We start from the raw sequence: 18595 nt of genomic DNA, 5'->3' as shown, positions 1-18595 counted from the left end.
AAATTCCCGTCACACCCTCATGGCAAAGCGGCCGGGTGTGTCGCAATCTCCCACATCATCGCTTAAACTTTTTGGCCTTACCCCGGGGGCACAAATTACCCCCTGAAATTCAGCACTTGACTATCATACTAAATAAAACGGCGGCTGACAAGGGTTTTGACAGAATTCCTTGATTTTTTTTGTTAAGTCACTATCCAAATTGACCGAAATCAACTTAAAAAATTGACGTCACATTTCAAAATCTGGTGTCAAACGCGTCTTTTCCTATTAAATAGAACTTTAGATAGTAACCACCCAATCAGACACGTCATCACGTCGGCCGCCGGTTGGGCCCAGATAATTCCATGGTAACCGAACAGGGCGGCCCCAGCCACAATCATCACGTAGAAAACAATCCCCTGGCGTGAGAGCGACATGATCAGTGCGCCGCTTGCTTTACCCGTACTCTGGAAGACCGTCGTGTAGACCAGCACAGCTCCAACAAATGGTGTCGTCAACAAGAAGACTCGTAGCATGTACGTCCCTGCCGTAATGACCGCCGTGTTGTGTAGGAACAGGGCAATAATCTGCGGTGCTAAAATCATTAGAATAACGGCAAATACTAGCGCATAAACCACTTCGACCAGTAAATCAAAATGCAGGATTTTTCTGAAGCGTGTCATGTTTTTCGCCCCAAAGGTATACCCAATCAATGGCTGGGCACCAAACGCAAACCCAACCATGACCAACATAATAATCATGTAGACCTTCAAAACGATTCCCATCGCTGCCACTCGAGTCGGTCCATAATCCACTAAGTACCGATTCAAAACGGTCGTCCCAAACGCCTGCATCAGGTTAGTAATCGACCCGGGTATCCCAATAAACAGAACTGAACCCACTAATGACCAACTGATCCGACTGATTTTGGGATCAACGGAAATCACCTGACAATAGCGTTTAGTTAAATAAACCAGTGCCCCCGCTGAAATCGTATAACCAATTACCGTTGCTAAAGCCGCACCAGCTGCACCTAAACCTAACGGAAAAATCAGGACGGGATCTAAAATAATCGTGATCACTGTTCCCACCATGGTCCCAATCATCGACTGGGTGGCAAAGCCTTCCGTTCGAATGAGGTTCCCCGGAACAATCGAGACAATGATCGGCATAGCCCCGGCCGCCATAATCCGATAAAACTGTGAAGCGTAAGGATAAGTCGCCGAGGTTGCTCCCAGCATATGTAAAATCGGTCGATCAAAGACCAGTAAGAGCACTGTCGTCATCAAGCCAAAAACAACCGACCCATACAGACAGAAACTACTGACCTGACTCCCCGTCTGATACGCTTTCTCTCCGAGCAACCGTGAAATCAGCGAACTGCCACCCAGACCAAAGATATCACCGATGGCAATCAGCAGGGAGAATAATGGCGTACACAGTGCTACTCCCGCTACTAGATTCGTGTTTTGCGTTTGAGAAACGAAAAACGTATCGGCTAAATTGTAAATCATGCTGGCAACCATACTCAGAACGACGGGTAAGGCCAGCTTAAAGTAGGCCCGCGGAATCGAGGACCGTTCAAACAGCTCTTCCATAACTCACTCTCCAATTCCAATGCGAACGCACAAAGTTTATTATAACGCAAAGCACCACGCTCTGTTAACTCCAAATCATTTCGGTTGCAAATGCTACGGCTACAAGGGCTGTCCAAGTCCGAGACGCCACTTTTTGGACGACTTTCTTCTATCTTATAGAGTTAGTTACTCCCGCTGAGAATTGCCACGTTCCTCACCAATAGCAATTTTAAAACAAAAAAACGTCCCACCCCGAAAGGTAGGACGTTTCATTCTTTAAACAACTGACAGACTAGTCTTCGACTGGAGTGCCGCCGTTCTTCTTGATAATGTCAGCTTGAACACTCTTTGGCGTTGGTTCGTAGTGATCAAACGTCATGGTAAAGGTACCACGACCTTGAGATGCGGAACGTAACGTCGTTGCGTAACCGAACATTTCGGATAACGGAACGAAGGAGTGAATCATTTGTGCGTTACCACGTGCTTCCATGCCATCAACCTTACCACGACGTGCGGTAACTTGGCCCATGATATCACCCATGTATTCTTCAGGAACCAAGATATCAACCTTCATGATTGGTTCGAGAATTACAGGGCCAGCACTCTTAACAGCGTTCCGTAAAGCCATCGAAGCGGCAACCTTGAAGGCTGCTTCACTAGAATCGACTTCATGGTAACTACCATCGTATAACTTGGCCTTAACATCAACCAATGGGTAACCGGCTAAGACACCGTTTGCCATTGCTTCTTGCAGACCTTGGTCAACTGAAGGGATAAATTCACGAGGAACAACCCCACCGACGATGCCGTCTTCGAATTCGTAACCCTTACCACGTTCGTTAGGGGTGAATTCGATCCAAACATCACCATATTGACCTTTACCACCAGATTGACGAACGAACTTACCTTGGACCTTAGTTGACTTCGTGAATGCTTCACGGTAGGCAACTTGAGGGGCACCAATGTTAGCTTCAACCTTGAATTCACGCTTCATCCGATCGATGATGATATCCAAGTGAAGTTCACCCATTCCGGCAATCAGAGTTTCACCAGTTTCAGGGTTAGTTTCAGCCTTGAAAGTAGGGTCTTCTTCAGAAAGTTTTTGCAGGGCAGTGTTCATCTTATCTTGGTCAGCCTTCGTCTTTGGTTCTACGGCAACCTGGATAACTGGATCTGGGAAGTTCATAGATTCCAAATGTAATGGATGATCTGGGTCGGTCAAAGAGTCACCAGTAGTGGTGTTCTTTAAACCAATGGCCCCAGCGATATCACCGGAGAAGACTTCTGGAATTTCTTGACGGTGATTTGAATGCATTTGCAGCAAACGACCAACACGTTCACGCTTGTCCTTCGTGGAGTTAAGCACGTAAGAGCCAGCTTCCAGAGTACCGGAGTAAACCCGGATGTAAGTTAAACGACCAACGAATGGGTCAGTAGCAACCTTAAATGCTAAGGCAGCAAATGGCGCGTCGTCATCGGCACGTAACTGAACAGCTTCATCAGTATCAGGAACAGTGGCGTTGTAAGGCTTAACATCCAATGGAGATGGTAAGTAGTCCACAACGGCGTCCATCAACATTTGAACACCCTTATCCTTGAAAGCAGAACCGGCGAAGACTGGGAACATTTCCAGCTTCAACGTTGCACGCCGAATAGCGGCCTTAAGTTCTGCCTTGGTGATTTCTTCACCTTCAAGGTACTTTTCCATGATTTCATCATCAACGTCAGCGACGCTTTCGATGATGCCTTCATGGCGCTTCTTAGCTTCTTCAGCCATGTCTGCAGGGATTTCAACAGTGTCCCATGAGGAACCCAATTCATCCTTGTCGTAAACGTAGGCCTTCATTTCGATTAAGTCAACAACACCGGCGAAATCATCTTCGGCACCGATTGCCATTTGTAAAGCAACCGCGTTGGCTTGTAAACGTTCGTGAATGGAGTTAACTGAGAAGTCGAAGTCGGCACCCAGCTTATCCATCTTGTTCACGAACACAATACGGGGAACATCGAAGTCTGAGGCTTGACGCCAAACAGTTTCGGTTTGAGGTTCAACACCGGCCTGGCCATCTAAGACGGCAACGGCACCATCAAGGACCCGCAAGGAACGTTCAACTTCAACGGTGAAGTCCACGTGTCCTGGTGTATCGATGATGTTGATTCGGTGTTGCTTCCATTCGGCCGTAGTAGCGGCTGAAGTGATCGTAATACCCCGTTCTTGTTCTTGTTCCATCCAGTCCATTTGTGAAGCCCCATCATGGGTTTCACCAATCTTGTGGATTTTACCAGTGTAATACAGGATACGCTCAGTAGTCGTCGTCTTCCCGGCATCAATATGGGCCATGATACCGATGTTACGAGTTTTATCAAGCGGAAATTCACGAGTATTAGCCATGATTAATGTGTAACTCCTCTCAAAATTGATCGTAGATTGTGCCAAAAAGTGACTACTAACATCGCATTGATTTTAGTAGCCACCTCTGGATTAAAGGATTACTCCCTTAAGTTAGAGGCAAGCGGTCATAAGGCCACGCTGCTCTAACATTTTATCACACTACTAGTAAAGCAGTGCGATAGCTGCTCTTACCAGCGGTAGTGAGCGAAGGCACGGTTGGCATCTGCCATCCGGTGCGTATCTTCACGCTTCTTAACTGCAGCACCGGTGTTGTTAGCGGCGTCCATGATTTCACGAGCAAGTCGTTCAACCATCGTGTGTTCGCCACGTAAACGAGAGTACTGAACCATCCAACGAAGACCTAAAGTCGTCCGACGATCTGGCCGAACTTCGATAGGAACTTGGTAGTTTGACCCACCAACACGCCGAGCCTTAACTTCCAAGACTGGCATAACATTCTTCATTGCTTCTTCGAAGACTTCCACTGGATCGTTACCAGTTTCGTTCTTAATGATGTCGAAAGCACCATAAATGATCTTAGTTGAAGTTCCACGTTTCCCATCCATCATCGTATGGTTGATCAGGCGAGTGACCAACTTTGAATTGTAAATTGGATCAGGAAGGACTTCACGCTTTTGTACGTTTCCTTTTCTAGGCATTGTTAATATCCTCCTTGAAATGCTGTTACAGGTCGGTTGACGGCAACCGTGCACCCGACCCTATTTGAAAGCCTCAGTCTATTATTCCTTAGGCTTCTTAGTCCCATACTTGGAACGGCTTTGACGACGGTCGGTAACACCGGCAGTATCGAGGGCACCACGGATAATGTGGTAACGAACCCCAGGTAAATCCTTAACCCGGCCGCCCCGGATAAGCACAACACTATGTTCTTGTAGGTTGTGACCAATACCAGGAATGTAAGCAGTCACTTCAATTAAGTTTGACAACCGTACACGTGCATATTTACGTAAAGCAGAGTTAGGCTTCTTTGGTGTCATGGTACCGACACGAGTAGCAACCCCACGCTTTTGTGGAGCTGGATTCTTAACTTGAGCTTTTTTGAAACTGTTATACCCGTAGTTTAAAGCTGGGGCATCTGATTTAGAACTTTTAGATTTACGACCTTTACGCACCAATTGGTTGATAGTAGGCATCTAAATAGTCCTCCTTTCTGTAATCTTTCTAGAGTTTTAAGTCCACACATCCAGGTGGTTCATTTTCCAGTAAAGAAAAAAGACGACCCATATGGAGATTTAATTGAAGTGTCCTCCCCGCCGTCAGTCAGCATGTCCGGTAGTGAATACCCGAGACCTGTCTGCGAAAAGCACCTTGAATAGAATACCATGCCATCATTTGCATGTCAACCGGCCTAACTGGAATTTTCCACAAACATTTCAGCATTTTTTACGCAGTTAACCTATAGAGGTGAAAATTTCATGCTGATTATCCTGTTCATTTATGGCGCCTGCATGGGTTCCGGACTGGTTGCCCTGGCCGATCGGTACGCGACCCACACGTCGGTCTTCTATCCAGCTTCTCACTGTGACACCTGCCAGACACCCCTAGTCTACTGGCAACTCGTGCCCATTTTAAGCTATCTTCTGCTCCGTGGCCGGTGTCACTACTGTCAAGCGGCAATTCCAGCAACGAGTTTACTGATAGAGTTTATCGCCGGCCTAGTGCTGACGACACTCACGCCGTTAACGGTGATCCCCGTGCTTTGGCTGGGACTGTGGGGCTATGCCGCGCTGTGTGATGCCCGGACGCAAACCTTTCCGGGCTGGGTGAGCTGGGTGGCTGTGCCGATAACACTCCCGATGCAATCGCTAACGGTCGTCCTCATCACGATTGCCTTGTTAGTTGGCATTCATCTATTATGGTCGCATTTCCCCAATCCACCGATTGGCGATGGGGATTTGGAAATAATCCTGAGCTACCACCTACTTTGGGGCGTAACTGCAACCGCGCAATGGCTGCTGACGGCTAGTCTCATGGCCTTAATCTATTCTGGCATCAAAATACGGTCTTCTTTTCCCTTTCTTCCCTTCCTATTGACTAGTGCTCTAGCGTGGTGGTTATTCCAATGAATCCTACCAATAATAGCTTTAAAGAAGCTACGACAACTAGAATTAGTCAACGACAGACCACTAATGCATTCTCCGACCGCCACCTCATCAATGCCAAGTGGTGTCACGCCCAATTTGGCAATTTCTGACCCATAGGCCACGGGCCAGACGCCTGTCCTGAGAGCCAAAAAAGGACTCCTGTCCGGCATAGCCAGAACAGGAGTCCTTTTTCTCTCTAATGCTCAGAGTCCAATCGGCTCACTTCGCACTCACTTAGCTGTCACTAAGCTTGAGAGTCTTCTTGCATTTGTTTTTCCAAATCGCTGATGGAGTAGACGCCTTCGGTCGATGAACCACCGACCTCTTTGGGCTTGATCTGACGGTAATCTGGCATCCCAGTCCCGGCAGGAATAATCTTCCCAATAATAACGTTTTCCTTCAAACCAACCAGTGGATCGTTCTTGCCCCGAATAGCGGCATCGGTCAAGACACGCGTTGTTTCCTGGAAAGAAGCGGTTGATAAGAAACTGTTGGTTTCCAAAGCAGCCTTGGTGATCCCCAAGATAACTGGACGTGCAGTAGCAGCAATGCCACCATCGATCAACGTCTGGTAGTTAGCACGACGGAAGTCTTGGATATCCATCAAGGTACCAGGCAGAACATCGGTATCGCCCGGATCCATGATCCGAACCTTCCGTAACATTTGCCGAACCATGATTTCCACGTGCTTATCACTGATAGCAACACCTTGCATCCGGTAAACACGTTGTACTTCACCTAAGATGTAAGTTTCAGTTGATAAGACATCGCGAACCCGCAGCATTTCCTTAGGATCAACAGACCCATAGTTCAATGCAGAACCACGGTGGATAAAGTCGCCTTCAGTGACCCGCATACGAGCAGTGATAGGTAACGTGTAACTCCGCGTATCAGCTTCACCCTTAATGGTAATTTCCTTCGTCCGTTCTGCTGGGTTTTCTTCGATTGATTCAACCGTCCCAGTAACTTCGGTAATTTCAGCTTTACCTTTAGGGTTCCGAGATTCAAATAATTCTTGAACACGAGGAAGCCCTTGGGTGATATCTTCGTTCCCGGCAACACCACCGGTATGGAAGTTCCGCATGGTCAGCTGAGTCCCTGGTTCACCGATTGATTGCGCGGCAACAGTTCCGACAGCTTCACCAACTTCAACTTCGTCACCAGTAGCCATGTTCCGGCCATAACAATGTTCACAAACACCATGTTCAGTGTTGCAAGTAAAGGCGGAACGAATGGTAACTTCTTCAACACCAGCATCAACGATCTTTTGTGCTGTGTCTTCGACGATCATTTGGTTCTTAGGAACAATCACGTCCCCAGTCTTTGGATCGTAGACGGTCTTTTGGGTGTAACGCCCTAAGATCCGGTCGTACAATGGTTCGATCATTTCATTGCCATCAGTAATGGCACGAATCTTCAAACCACGGTCAGTCCCACAATCCTTTTCCCGAATGATAACGTCTTGCGCAACATCGACCAGCCGCCGTGTCAGGTAACCTGAGTTGGCAGTCTTGAGGGCTGTATCGGTCATCCCTTTACGAGCACCATGGGTCGAAATAAACATTTCCATAACCGTCAGGCCTTCACGGAAGTTAGACGTGATCGGCAACTCCATGATTTCACCGTTAGGAGCGGCCATCAGACCACGCATCCCGGCAAGTTGCGTAAAGTTAGAAATGTTCCCCCGCGCACCAGAATCACTCATCATAAAGATAGGGTTCTGTTGGTCGAAACTGTGGATCAAAGCGTTTTGAATGTCGTCCTTGGCATCGTTCCAGATTCCAATAACCCGTTCGTAACGTTCATGATCGGTAATCAGTCCACGACGGAACTGCTTAGTGACCGTCGCAACCTGCTTGTGGGCTGCGTCGATAATTTCTGGCTTTTCTTTCAAGTCAGTAACATCGACCATCCCAACCGTCAAGCCTGACTTAGTTGATTCGTCGTAACCTAAGTCTTTGATTCGGTCAAGCAACTTCGATGTTGCCGTTACCTTGTATTGTTGATAAACGGCCGCAATAATATCGGACAAAAAGCCCTTCTTAAACGGTCCGATAATTTCAGCATTTTGCAGGTAATCGTGAATGTCTTCGCCCGGTGCCAAGAAGTACTTGTCAGGGACGTAGCCGTTCAGGTTCGTGCTGGTTGGTTCATTCAAGTATGGGAACGACTTTGGCAGGATGTTGTTGAAGATCAACTTCCCAACGGTCGTCACCATAATCTTCGTGCGTTGATCATCCGTAAACGGCTTATCAGGCATTGAAGAAACTTGAACACCGACCCGACTATGCCAGTGAACTAAACCATTCCGGTAAGCCAGAACAGCTTCGTTAAGGTCGGTAAAGATCATACCTTCCCCTTCACGATTGTCTTCTTCCATCGTCAGGTAGTAGTTCCCGATAACCATATCTTGTGAAGGTGCAACGACTGGCTTACCACTGGCAGGTGCCAAAATGTGGTGAGCAGCCAACATCAGCAGACGTGCTTCAGCTTGTGCTTCGTCAGATAAAGGAACGTGAATGGCCATTTGGTCCCCATCGAAATCGGCATTGTAAGCTTCACAAGCCAATGGGTGCAACCGCATTGCCTTACCACTAACTAAGACAGGTTCGAACGCTTGAATCCCCAAACGGTGAAGCGTAGGTGCCCGGTTCAACAGAACGGGGTGTTCCTTGATGACGTCTTCCAAAACGTTAAAGACATCGTCATCTTCACGGTCGATTTGGCGCTTGGCGTTCTTAATGTTAGAGGCTAACCCACGAGCAACCAGTTCCTTCATGATAAATGGCCGGAATAATTCCAAAGCCATTGGAACTGGCAGACCCATTTGGTTGAACTTGAGGGAAGGACCAACGTCAATAACGGAACGACCAGAGTAGTCAACCCGCTTCCCTAACAAGTTTTGACGGAACCGTCCTTGCTTCCCTTTCAACATATGTGAAAGAGACTTTAGTGGACGATTACCAGGACCAGCCACTGGACGGCCACGACGACCGTTATCGATCAAGGCGTCAACGGCTTCTTGAAGCATCCGTTTTTCGTTTTGAACGATAATGCCAGGGGCATTCAAGTCCAGCAACCGCTTCAACCGGCTATTCCGGTTGATAACCCGCCGGTACAAGTCATTCAGGTCGGACGTCGCAAAACGACCACCTTCGAGTTGTACCATTGGACGAAGATCAGGTGGGATTACCGGAATAGCATCCATTACCATCCATTCCGGACGGTTACCAGATGTCACGAAGGCTTCCAAGATGTCCAAACGACGAACGGCACGCGTCCGCTTTTGGCCAGTAGCTTCCTTCAATTCTTCCTTTAATTCCTTAACTTCTTTATCCAGATCCACAGCCATCAATAACTTCTTGATAGCTTCGGCACCCATTTCAGCCTTAAAGGCACTGCTACCGTATTCGATCAGTTTGTCACGGTAATCACGTTCGGAAAGCAATTGCTTCTTTTCGAGTGGCGTGTTACCTGGATCTAAGACCACGTAGGACGCGAAGTAAATAATTTCTTCCAACGCCCGGGGACTCATGTCGAGGACTAAGCCCATCCGACTTGGGATACCCTTGAAGTACCAGATGTGGGTTACAGGAGCAGCCAATTCGATATGGCCCATCCGTTCACGACGAACCTTAGAACGGGTAACTTCAACCCCACAACGGTCACAAACGACACCCTTGTAACGGATTCGCTTGTATTTCCCACAAGCACATTCCCAGTCCTTAGTAGGACCAAAAATCCGCTCGTCGAATAGCCCGTCTTTTTCAGGCTTTAATGTCCGGTAGTTGATGGTTTCAGGCTTTTTGACTTCCCCGTAAGACCAGCTACGGATCTTATCAGGCGAGGCAAGCCCGATCTGCATGCTTTCGAACTTATTGACATCGACCAAAGAAGCGACCTCCCTTATTAATTAGTCTTGTGTGTTCGGTTGACTTTCGTTTTTCGTAGGTGCAGGTGTTGCCTTAGCATCATCGGTCTGAGCAGCGGCTTTCCGTTGTTCTTCTTGCTGTTGGGCATACTTGCTCAACGCATCAACGTTCACAACATCATCGTCATCGTCGTCCATATCGCGGAGTTCGATTTCTTCGTTGTTTCCGTTTAAGACCTTCATGTCCAGCCCTAAGGATTGGAGTTCCTTGACCAGAACACGGAATGATTCAGGCACACCAGGCTTAGGAATCGGATCACCCTTAACAATGGCTTCGTAGGTCTTAACCCGACCAACCACGTCATCGGACTTGTACGTTAAGATTTCTTGTAACGTATAAGCGGCACCGTAAGCTTCCAAAGCCCAAACTTCCATTTCACCAAACCGTTGGCCACCAAATTGCGCTTTACCACCAAGTGGTTGTTGCGTAACCAGTGAGTAAGGTCCGATGGAACGGGCATGCATCTTGTCGTCGACCATGTGGGCCAACTTCAGGTAGTTCATGACACCAACGGCAACCCGCTTGTCAAATGGTTCACCGGTCCGACCATCGTATAAGACAGTCTTAGCATCGGCAGCCATCCCAGCTTCCTTAACAGCATCCGCGATATCAGTATCTTGGGCACCATCGAAGACAGGCGTCGCAATGTGAATGCCCAACTTACGAGCGGCCATCCCCAAATGCAATTCGAGCACTTGCCCGATGTTCATCCGAGAAGGCACACCCATTGGACTCAGCATGATGTCGATTGGGGTTCCATCTGGCATGTACGGCATATCTTCTTCAGGGATGACGACTGAAACAGTCCCCTTGTTCCCGTGACGACCAGACATCTTGTCCCCAACTTGGATCTTCCGCTTTTGCGCGATGTAGACCCGAACCATCATGTTCACACCAGGAGAAAGTTCATCACCGTTTTCACGCGTGAAGATCTTAACGTCCTGGATAATGCCGCCACCACCATGTGGCACCTTAAGAGAAGTATCCCGAACTTCACGGGCCTTTTCACCAAAGATAGCATGGAGTAAACGTTCCTCAGCGGATAATTCAGTAACACCCTTAGGCGTCACCTTACCAACTAAGATGTCGCCGTCTTGAACTTCAGCACCAACACGGATAATCCCGTCTTCGTCCAAGTTCTTCAAGGCGTCTTCACCTACGTTAGGAATTTCGCGCGTCATTTCTTCAGGTCCAAGCTTCGTGTCACGTGCTTCTGATTCGTATTCTTCAATATGAATCGACGTGTAAACATCATCGCGAACCAAACGTTCGTTGATCCCGATGGCATCTTCGAAGTTGTACCCTTGCCAAGTCATGAAGGCAACTAATGGGTTTTGACCTAAAGCCAATTCCCCGTTTTCCATTGAAGGACCATCAGCCAAGATTTCGTCGTTGTCGACGTGATCGCCAACCTTAACGATTGGACGTTGGTTGTAGTTCTTCCCACCGTTTGACCGGCGGAACTTCATCAGCTTGTAAGTGTCGAGCGCACCGTCTTCACGCCGGACGCGGATTTCCCGTGCATCAACGTATTCAACAGTTCCGTCATGTTGACTGATTAAGGCAACCCCGGAATCATGCGCTGCTTTATATTCAATACCAGTCCCAACCAAAGGTGCATGAGGGTCCAGCAATGGCACAGCTTGCCGTTGCATGTTGGCTCCCATCAAGGCCCGGTTAGAGTCATCGTTTTCCAAGAAAGGAATACATGCTGTGGCCACAGCAACTACTTGCTTAGGCGAAACATCCATGTAGTCAATCCGGTCCGCACTGGTTTCAATGTTTTCGGACTTTGCACGTGCCATGATGGTGTCGGTGTCAAATGAACCGTCATCATTCAATGGCGTGTTGGCTTGAGCCACAACGTAGTTATCTTCTTCGTCAGCCGTCAGGTAATCGATCTTATCGGTAACCTTATGCGTATCCCATGAGACACGACGGTATGGCGTTTCGATGAAGCCGTAGCGGTTAACCCGTGCATAACTGGACAAACTGTTGATCAACCCAATGTTAGGACCTTCAGGCGTTTCAATTGGGCACATCCGGCCATAGTGGGTATAGTGAACGTCCCGGACTTCATATCCGGCACGGTCACGCGTCAAACCACCAGGTCCAAGGGCAGACAAACGCCGCTTATGGGTTAATTCACCTAGTGGGTTGGTCTGATCCATGAATTGTGACAATTGAGATGAACCGAAGAATTCCTTAATGGAAGCAACCACTGGCCGAATGTTGATCAATTGTTGTGGCGTTACCGTCGCAGCATCTTGAATTGACATCCGTTCACGCACAACCCGTTCCATCCGAGATAACCCAATCCGGAATTGGTTTTGCAGGAGTTCACCCACGGAACGAATCCGCCGGTTACCCAAGTGGTCAATATCATCAGTGTTCCCAATACCTTGTTGTAAGTTGAAGAAGTAGTTCATGGAAGCCACGATATCGGCTGGACGAATGTGCTTCAACTTAATATCAATGTTGCCATTTCCAATAACAGGAACTTCTTGTTCTGGATCATCTGGTGATTGTACCTTGATGATCTGTAACTTCAATGGTTCAGTAACAACGGCTTCGTCTGAAGGTTGGAAAGTCACCATCTTGAAGTCTTCTTGGTCCAGGAATGGTGCCAAGGTCTTCATAACGTCCTTGTCAACGACCGTGCCCTTTTGAGCGATAACTTCACCAGTATCTGGATCGGCTAACGTTTCAGCCAAGGTCAGGCCCAATAAGCGCGTCTTCAAACTCAGCTTCTTGTTGGTCTTGTAACGACCAACGGGAGCCATGTCATAACGCTTCGGGTCAAAGAACCGTGCAGTCAGTAAACTCCGCGAAGAGTCGGCCGTCTTAGGTTCACCTGGACGTAGACGTTCGTAGATGTCCTTCAAGGACTCTTCGACACGAGAATCGTCGGTATTCTTATGAATATCCTTTTCCAACGTTGCCATTAAGCTTTCGTTGTCACCTAAGATATCCAAGATTTCGTCATCGGAACCGAAACCTAATGCCCGAACTAATTCAGTCATTGGAATCTTCCGTGTCCGGTCGATTCGAACGTAAGAGATGTTCTTAGCGTCCGTTTCAAATTCTAGCCAAGCCCCCCGGTTAGGAATAACCGTGGCACCGTAAACGGTCCGGCCATTCTTATCGGTATCTTCATTGAAGTAAACTCCTGGTGACCGGACTAATTGAGAAACAATAACCCGTTCTGCCCCGTTGATAATGAAGGTCCCTTGGGCCGTCATTAATGGGAAGTCACCGAAGAAGACATCTTGCGACTTAATTTCACCCGTTTCGTGGTTGGTCAAACGTAAGGTGACGTGTAGTGGTGCTGAAAAGTTCGCGTCATGTTCCCGTGCTTCATCCACGCTATATTTGGGTTCCAGTAATTGATAATCAACAAACTCTAACGAAAGGTTTCCTTGAAAATCTTCGATTGGCATGATGTCGTCGAACATATCACGCAACCCTTCATCGAGGAACCAGTTGTAAGAATTGGTTTGAATCTCGATTAAGTTAGGTAAATCAAGAACTTCCTTGATCCGCGAATAGCTACGGCGAGTACGGTGTTTCCCGTATTTCACTAAGTGTCCTGCCAAGTTGTTCACCTCTCCTATTTATTCTGTGGACTGGCCAAACCGTTATGTTACATTTTGATTACAAATTAGTTTTCACCCGGTTTTTTGGCAAAAAAAATCCAAAAACAAACCTACTTTGATTTGCTTTTGGCTTCTTATAACGGCAACGCCGGACAATAGATCGTCGTTGCCAATTTCAGTTCACAGTTGCATACGAATAATATAATACTAAATTAATTCTGAATTGTCAATAACGAACACTCACGATTTCTAGCCTAGCTGTGATTTATCTGCCGGCCAGTCTACTTCTTAACTGCCACGCCAAACAGAATTAGACGAACCAGCGCCACCGTTTGATCATGTTGTGAGGCATCCGCTGCCCCAACGTGATGGAAGGTATTAAAGAGTGGGCTGAGACTTGTGAGGTAGAAGGAGGCGGCATCCTGTGGTGCTAGATTCGGTTGGAGCGTGACAATTCCCAATTCGAAGAAATGCTGCAGCGGTCCCACGTAATCCTGACCAAACACCATTCCGAGTTGCCGCTTGTTCTCTGGCTTGAGGTACTTAAAGCTACTGTGAATCACCGTGAAGACATCGCGGGGATGGACCGCAGTCAAGACTTCCGTAATCCGAACCAAGGCGTCAATTGGATCAGGATTCTCTTCAGCAGCTAACTGGTCGTTGACCTGAGTTAACCCCGTTTGAATTTCAGTCCCCACAGTTTTAATGACCTCAAGAAAAATAACCTCTTTGTCACTAAAGTGATGATACAGTGCCGGTTGCGTGATGCCCACTTCTTTTGCAATGTCTCTAGTAGAGGTTGCTTGGTACCCCTGCGACAAGAACTGCTCCCGTGCGGCCTGTAAAATGGCGGCGTGCGTGTGGGTTAACTGCTCTTCTCTTTTCATTGGTGGCTCCCGTCCTTTCATCTCTCGTACTGTAAGTGTACCACAGCCACTTATCACCAGCTAGACCAAGTAACAGTTAATACTGCGTCAGTGGGTGACTCCCCTACTGATTTTATAGTGAAGAAAATCTGTAGGATCGAGATTTTTAACCTTCAGTTTAGAACCCAAAAAGCAACGTGTTCAGGTCATCCCCGCACACGCTGCTGTATTCAATCCCGTTTAGTTCGTAGCAACCGCCGTTTTCTTGGTGGCTGACTTGACGCTGACCGTGATCTTACCTTGGGTCGCCCCAATCGTCACTTGGTCGTTGGTCTTGACTTCGCCATTCAAGAGTTCTTCACTCAACTTATCTTCAACCTGCGTTTGCAGTGCCCGACGAATTGGTCGTGCCCCGTATTCTGGGTCAAAGCCCGCCTTGGCAACGGCATCAATGGCCGCAGGTGTAATCTTCAGCTTGATGTCTTGTTCTGCCACGCGATCGACAATTTGCTTGGCCATTAACTTCACAATTTCGTGGAGTTCCGGCTTCTTCAGGGAATGGAAAATGACCGTTTCGTCAATCCGGTTCAAGAATTCTGGCCGGAATGATTGCTTCAACGTTTCCCGAATAGTTTGTGACATTGCCCGGTAGTCGTTGGCCATGTCTTCGGCACCGAAGCCGACGGTCTTTTCGTCCCGTAACTTCGTGGCACCCAGGTTAGACGTCATGATCAGAATCGTGTTTCTGAAATCAACCTTCCGCCCCTTAGAATCGGTCAGGTAACCATCATCTAAGACCTGAAGTAAGATGTTAAAGACATCTGGATGGGCCTTTTCCACTTCATCGAAAAGTACCACGGAATATGGTTTTTGACGAACCTTTTCCGTCAACTGACCACCTTCATCGTACCCCACGTAACCTGGTGCGGAACCAATCAAACGACTGGTTGAGTACTTTTCCATGTATTCGCTCATGTCGACACGAATCATGTTGTCTTCGGAACCAAACATTGCTTCGGCCAATGCCTTAGCTAATTCGGTCTTCCCAACACCGGTTGGCCCGAGGAACATAAAGGATCCAATTGGCCGGTTCGGATCTTTCAATCCAGAACGCGCCCGCCGAATAGCACGAGAAACGGCTGAAACGGCTTCTTCTTGACCAATGACCCGTTGATGCAGAATCTTTTCCAGGTTGACCAGTCGATCCGCATCCGTTTGCTTCAACTGAGTAACGGGAACACCCGTCCACTCCGCAACAACGTCCGCAACGTCTTCACCAGTCACGTTCAAATCGTAATGCCGTTCTGGTGCATCGGCAGCAGCCGCTGCAGCTTTGGCCTTCCGTGCTTCGATTTTCTCACGCAGCTGCATTTCTTTCGTCCGCAATTCCGCAGCCTTTTCGAAATTTTGATCCTCAATAGCTGCTTCCTTGTCAGCGGACAGCTGATTCAATTCTTGAACCTGCTTGCTGGCTGGTGTTGGCTTATCCATTTGATCGATGCGAACCTTGGCAGAGGCTTCATCCATCAAATCGATTGCCTTATCCGGCAAGAAACGGTCACTGATGTAACGCGTAGATAACTTCACGGCCTGGTCCAAGGCTTCATCGGTAATGTTAACGTGATGATGGTCCTCATAACGTGGCCGCAAGCCCTTTAAGATTTCTAAGGCTTCATCCGGCGTTGGTTCGTCGACTTGAACCGTAGCGAATCGCCGTTCCAGCGCAGCATCGGATTCAATGTACTTTTGATACTCATCCAACGTGGTGGCCCCAATGGTTTGGAGTTCTCCCCGCGCTAAGGCTGGCTTTAGGATGTTAGAGGCATCAATGGCTCCTTCAGCACCCCCGGCACCAATCAACGTGTGTAACTCATCAATGAAGAGAATAACTTGACCATCATTGTAAATTTCTTCGATGACCTTCTTCAACCGATCTTCAAATTCACCACGGTACTTGGTTCCAGCAACCAACGAGCCCATGTCGAGCATCATTAGCCGTTTTTGTTGCATATCTTCTGGGACATCACCGGCAATGATCCGTTGAGCTAAGCCCTCAGCAATCGCCGTTTTCCCAACGCCGGGTTCCCCAATCAAAACGGGGTTGTTCTTAGTCCGCCGACTTAGAATCTGAATGACCCGTTTAACTTCTTTATTCCGGCCAACCGTAGGATCCATACGACCCTCTTTGGCAGATTCGGTTAAGTCTCGTGCCAAAGAATCCAACGTTGGTGTCCCACCTTGTGGCGCACCCCGGCGTGCACGGGCATCGTTACGACGCTTAGGTGTGTCGGAAATGCCTAACTTACGGAGTACCACTTTACGAGCATCAACCAGTTCGACATTTAAATTCTTCAGAATACGAGAAGACAAGATTGTTTCGTCGCTCAATAGTGCCAACAACAAGTGTTCCGTGCCGATCTTAGTCGCACCCAACCGCTTAGCTTCATCGCCAGCTAAGGCTAACATTGCCTTGGCCTTTGGTGAATATGGTAGGTAGCTGTCCTTATCGACATTGGCTAAGGTCCCGTAACCCGTGAACCGTTCGATTTCTTCACGAACGTCGTCATCGGTCACAGAGAACTGCTGTAAAACCTTGTTGGCAATACCATTTTTTTCAATGGTGAGGGCGAGCAACAAGTGTTCCGTACCCACCGCTTGGTGCTTAAAATATTTTGCTTGTTCCTGTGCCAAAACTAAGACACTCTTAGCACTCGGTGTAAATAGGTTATCCATTGCAACTCCTCACTTTCTCAACTTTCGTAACGCAGATGGTTCAAAATAGAAATCAAGACGCGTGCCCGAATCTGCTGGTCCAGGTCACGGTCGCCAGTATTAATGGCGTCCTTATCGATTGCGGCCAAAATAATATTGACCTCCCGCCGATTCACGGCCCCCGCCTCAAACAGGCTTCGAACAACCGCTAAACCGTCGTGACGGGTGATGTGGTTGCCCACAGCCGTCACAAGAGAGTCAATAAAGTCTAAGTTGTCGAGGAGCTTCACCTTTTCAATCCGAATATAGCCGCCGCCACCCCGTTTACTCTGGACCACATAACCGTCCTGGATGGTAAAGCGCGTCTTAATCACATAATTGATCTGTGAAGGCACCACGTTAAACTGGTCGGCAATTTCCGCTCTGCGGATCTCCACCTGCTGGGACTCAGCCAAAATCTGCTTAAGGTAAGACTCAATAATATCCGAAATATTTTGATTCTCCATTATCGTCCCCCCTTCAGTGCAGCTTTCTTGACTAATGTTGACTAATATTATACGAACTTCCCATAAAAATGCAACGGATTAGACCACGTTTCCCTGAGAAGTTCTGGTAATCCATCATACCAAAAAATCCTTGGCCTTCCAAACAATTAGCGTAACAGCTATCTAGGCTGCCGTACTTTTCCATTGGCTTAGTCGCAAACTAACCTTGGCAACTCGGAATTTTTGAGGCTTCAAGGTGTATGCGTCCGCGCCAGCCCCTATCCGGCGACCGATAAGGCGACGACTGGACAACAACTGAACAATACTACCTCATTTTTTCTTGGTACCGTTGCGACAACAGTCATAGTGGGTGTTTAGCATCTGCCAACCTTCAGGCATATCCTAGCAATCAGCCATTCACCGTCATACTAGCCTCTAGCCACATCCCCATTTTAACCTATAGTGAACGCCTGCTTCCATTATATTGACTTGCTTAGGACTAATGATGATCAAGTTCCCTCCGCTAAGAGAATCAACTGCTGTGCGTGATTGTACCGGTCTAACTCCTATCTGGCACTGATGGGCCGATAATCAGGCTATGCTGCCCCATTCTAGTTAGTCTCAGTAATTGCTGTTATAACCGAGACACACTGGGAGACGCTTGATCTTGACGGCTTTCAGGCGAGCCGGAAGCCCGTTCTTTGGCTGGAGGCGTTCCCCTCCCTGACGGCCGGAGTGCGGCTGTTTTCACTAATTTAGTCGTGATAATTCTTACTGTCGCAAGAATAACGCAAACATTTTGGCTTTCAACCTTTAGAAGCAGCTAATTGATGGGCACCATCAGAGTCAGCGTGTAGCCATTGCCACTAATTTAGGTTCTATGATATTTGGTGTTGATAGAGAAATCTGTCGACGCCATTTTCTGTATAATAAAAGGGGCACACTGCCCCA

The 18595-nt window shown here is 47.9% G+C and carries 10 protein-coding genes; 1 reads left to right on the top strand and 9 read right to left on the bottom strand.

Annotated elements, in window-relative coordinates; translation table 11 throughout:
• Nucleotides 1–248: 248 nt before the first annotated feature.
• The 4 genes from EKM89_RS10460 to rpsL form a co-directional block, all read right to left on the bottom strand.
• Nucleotides 249–1577 (bottom strand): MATE family efflux transporter, encoded by a 1329-nt coding sequence (locus EKM89_RS10460; protein ID WP_125688335.1) that lies wholly within the window; start codon nt 1575–1577, stop codon nt 249–251.
• A 271-nt stretch (nt 1578–1848) separates the two neighbouring features.
• Nucleotides 1849–3948: an elongation factor G gene (fusA, locus tag EKM89_RS10455; protein WP_125688333.1), complete on the bottom strand. Its 2100-nt coding sequence runs from the start codon at nt 3946–3948 to the stop codon at nt 1849–1851.
• Between the two features lie 188 nt (nt 3949–4136).
• A complete protein-coding gene (gene rpsG, locus EKM89_RS10450; RefSeq protein ID WP_020090150.1) occupies nt 4137–4607 on the bottom strand; it encodes a 30S ribosomal protein S7 in 471 nt (156 codons plus the stop codon).
• Nucleotides 4608–4688: 81 nt separating this feature from the next.
• Entirely contained in the window at nt 4689–5102 is a 414-nt protein-coding gene (rpsL, locus tag EKM89_RS10445) for a 30S ribosomal protein S12 (RefSeq protein WP_125582364.1), read from the bottom strand.
• A 282-nt stretch (nt 5103–5384) separates the two neighbouring features.
• Here rpsL and EKM89_RS10440 point away from each other — a divergent pair, with 282 nt between their 5' ends.
• Nucleotides 5385–6035 (top strand): prepilin peptidase, encoded by a 651-nt coding sequence (locus EKM89_RS10440; protein ID WP_225421867.1) that lies wholly within the window; start codon nt 5385–5387, stop codon nt 6033–6035.
• A gap of 262 nt (nt 6036–6297) precedes the next feature.
• Here the strand turns inward: EKM89_RS10440 and rpoC are convergent, their stop codons facing one another.
• From rpoC to EKM89_RS10415, 5 genes are all read right to left on the bottom strand, one after another.
• Nucleotides 6298–9945 carry a DNA-directed RNA polymerase subunit beta' gene (gene rpoC, locus EKM89_RS10435; RefSeq protein WP_125688331.1) on the bottom strand — a complete coding sequence of 1216 codons (3648 nt, stop codon included), beginning with the start codon at nt 9943–9945 and terminating at the stop codon, nt 6298–6300.
• 21 nt (nt 9946–9966) lie between these two features.
• Complete coding sequence (gene rpoB, locus EKM89_RS10430) at nt 9967–13581, bottom strand: DNA-directed RNA polymerase subunit beta (protein WP_125688329.1); 3615 nt, start codon at nt 13579–13581, stop codon at nt 9967–9969.
• Nucleotides 13582–13862: 281 nt separating this feature from the next.
• Entirely contained in the window at nt 13863–14468 is a 606-nt protein-coding gene (locus EKM89_RS10425; protein ID WP_125688327.1) for a TetR/AcrR family transcriptional regulator, read from the bottom strand.
• 219 nt (nt 14469–14687) lie between these two features.
• Nucleotides 14688–17180 (bottom strand): ATP-dependent Clp protease ATP-binding subunit, encoded by a 2493-nt coding sequence (locus tag EKM89_RS10420; protein ID WP_125688325.1) that lies wholly within the window; start codon nt 17178–17180, stop codon nt 14688–14690.
• 17 nt (nt 17181–17197) lie between these two features.
• Entirely contained in the window at nt 17198–17665 is a 468-nt protein-coding gene (locus tag EKM89_RS10415) for a CtsR family transcriptional regulator (RefSeq protein WP_125688323.1), read from the bottom strand.
• Between the last annotated feature and the right edge of the window lie 930 nt (nt 17666–18595).

The sequence above is a fragment of the Levilactobacillus fujinensis genome (assembly GCF_003946335.1).
Classification (GTDB): domain Bacteria; phylum Bacillota; class Bacilli; order Lactobacillales; family Lactobacillaceae; genus Levilactobacillus; species Levilactobacillus fujinensis.
The sequence above is the reverse complement of the archived record's forward strand: the minus strand, read 5'-3'. Positions and strand labels throughout refer to the sequence as shown.

Bases quoted from the DNA above. Each gene is read 5' to 3' on its own strand.
- EKM89_RS10460 (WP_125688335.1), bottom strand. From the start codon at position 1,577: ATGGAAGAGCTGTTTGAACGGTCCTCGATTCCGCGGGCCTACTTTAAG.
- EKM89_RS10440 (WP_225421867.1), top strand. From the start codon at position 5,385: ATGCTGATTATCCTGTTCATTTATGGCGCCTGCATGGGTTCCGGACTG.
- rpsG (WP_020090150.1), bottom strand. From the start codon at position 4,607: ATGCCTAGAAAAGGAAACGTACAAAAGCGTGAAGTCCTTCCTGATCCA.
- rpsL (WP_125582364.1), bottom strand. From the start codon at position 5,102: ATGCCTACTATCAACCAATTGGTGCGTAAAGGTCGTAAATCTAAAAGT.
- fusA (WP_125688333.1), bottom strand. From the start codon at position 3,948: ATGGCTAATACTCGTGAATTTCCGCTTGATAAAACTCGTAACATCGGT.
- EKM89_RS10425 (WP_125688327.1), bottom strand. From the start codon at position 14,468: ATGAAAAGAGAAGAGCAGTTAACCCACACGCACGCCGCCATTTTACAG.
- EKM89_RS10415 (WP_125688323.1), bottom strand. From the start codon at position 17,665: ATGGAGAATCAAAATATTTCGGATATTATTGAGTCTTACCTTAAGCAG.
- EKM89_RS10420 (WP_125688325.1), bottom strand. From the start codon at position 17,180: ATGGATAACCTATTTACACCGAGTGCTAAGAGTGTCTTAGTTTTGGCA.